The sequence below is a fragment of the Ornithinibacter sp. genome (assembly GCF_035443565.1).
Classification (GTDB): Bacteria; Actinomycetota; Actinomycetes; order Actinomycetales; family Dermatophilaceae; genus Fodinibacter.
Genome location: NZ_DAORSO010000112.1, coordinates 1 through 1,956 on the forward strand (window position 1 = coordinate 1; position 1,956 = coordinate 1,956).

Sequence of the window (1,956 nt, forward strand, 5' to 3'; positions counted from 1 at the left end):
GTTGGCCCGCGAGTGATCGCCATGACGGGGATGCCGCGCTTGGCCGCGTGCCGCACGAACCGCAGCCCCGACATCACGGCCAGCGACGAACCCAGCACGAGCAGGGCTGGTGCCTCGTCGGTCAGGTCATAGCAGGCGTCGACCCGCTCTCGCGGGACCGAGCCTCCGAAGAACACGACATCGGGCTTGAGGGTGTCGGCGCCGCAGATGCTGCAGTGCGGCAACTGGAACGCGGTGACGAGCGCGTCGTCGAGCACGATGTCACCGTCCGGGCGGATCTGGCTGCTCACCCGCGACCCGTCCGGCGCCTCCCCCGATGCGAGCGCCTCGAACCCGGGGTTCTGCTCGGCCATGCGGGCCTGGAGCAGGTCGCGGTCAGTGCGGGTGCCGCAGGTCAGGCACAGCACCTCGGCCAGCGTGCCGTGCAGTTCGGTGACGTCACGACTGCCCGCGGCCTGGTGCAGGCCGTCGACGTTCTGGGTGATGACCGGCCCGAGCACACCACGCGCTTGGAGGGCGGCCACCGCGTGGTGGCAGTCGTTGGGCTCGGCGTGGCTGAACCGCTGCCAGCCGATGAACGAGCGCGCCCAGTAGCGCTGTCGAGCCGCGCTGCTGCCGACGAACTCGCCGTGCTGCATGGGGGTGACCCTGCGTTGGCCGTCCGGGCCGCGGTAGTCGGGGATGCCGCTGTCGGTCGACATCCCGGCCCCGGTGAGCACCAGCGTGCCCGGGTGGTCGAAGAGCATCGCGGCCAACGGGGCCAGCGAAGCCTCGGTGAGTGGTACCGCAGCGGAGAGCGCGGAGGTGAGTGGCGCGACGGCATCCGGCATGGCGTGGATCCTCCCACCCCACCCGCGACTGATTACACTCCAGCCACCTCGCACCCCTGACTTCTTGCACGCCAACCACCTCGGGACGACCCAGTCAGGTGGCTGGAGTGCAGGAAGTCGGATCACCCGGGGTACGAAAGTCATGGCAGGGGATAACTCGGCGTTATAGGATGGCGGGCATGATCGACGCCGCAGGACTCCGGGTCATGAAGGCCATCGCCGACGAGGGCAGCTTCACCGCGGCCGCCACCTCGCTGGGCTACACGCAGCCGGCGATCTCGCAGATGGTGCGGCGCCTCGAGCAGCGCACCGGCACCGTGCTCGTCGAGCGGGTCGGCCGCAACGTCCGCCTCACCGAGGCCGGCCAGGTGCTCGCCCGCCACGCCACCCCGGTGCTCGCGGCCATCGACGCGGCTGAGGAAGAGGTCGCGGCAATCGCCGGACTGCGCAGCGGGCGGGTGCGGCTCATGGCCTTCCCCTCGGCGTCGGCGACCCTGGTGCCGCGCGCGCTGTCGCTGGTCAAGAAGCGCTTCCCCGACATCAGCATCACCCTCACCGAGGCCGAGCCCCCCGAGAGCCTGGCCGCACTGAAGGCTGGCGAGTGCGACCTCGCCGTGGCATTTGCCTACGAGGGCACCGACATCGGCCGGGGCGAGGAGGACCTCGACCAGTTCGTCATCACGAACCTGCTCGACGACGAGGTGCGCCTCGCCGTGCCCGAGGGTCACAGTGTGTCGGCTCAGGAGAACGTCGACCTCTCGGTGCTCGCCGACGAACCGTGGATCGCCGGCTGCCCGCGCTGTCGCGGACACCTGCTCCAGCTGACGCACGACGCCGGGTTCCGGCCTGACGTCGCCTACGAGACCGAGGACTACGTGGCCGTCATGGGCCTGGTCGCCGAGGGTCTCGGGGTGGCGCTCATCCCCGACCTCATCCTGCGCACGGTGCACCACCCCGACGTCGTCGCCCTGCCCATCACCCCGGCATCCCGGCGCTCGATCATGGCCGTCACGACCTCTGACCTGCAGCGCGTGCCGGCGGTCAAGGCGACCCTCGAAGCACTCACCGAGAGCGCCGCGGCCCAGTCGACGGCCTCGACGGTGCGCGCCCCGGAGCCGACCTTCTC

2 protein-coding genes are annotated in these 1,956 nt (G+C 70.8%); one reads left to right on the forward strand and one right to left on the reverse strand.

The window, feature by feature from the left end:
- The coding region (locus PLL68_RS10915; RefSeq protein WP_324534001.1) for a Sir2 family NAD-dependent protein deacetylase at positions 1–830 on the reverse strand (830 nt) is incomplete at its 3' end.
- Between the two features lie 179 nt (positions 831–1,009).
- On the opposite strand from PLL68_RS10915, the gene PLL68_RS10920 reads away from it, so the two are divergent.
- A partial coding sequence (locus PLL68_RS10920) for a LysR family transcriptional regulator (RefSeq protein ID WP_324534003.1) occupies positions 1,010–1,956 on the forward strand: 947 nt, incomplete at its 3' end.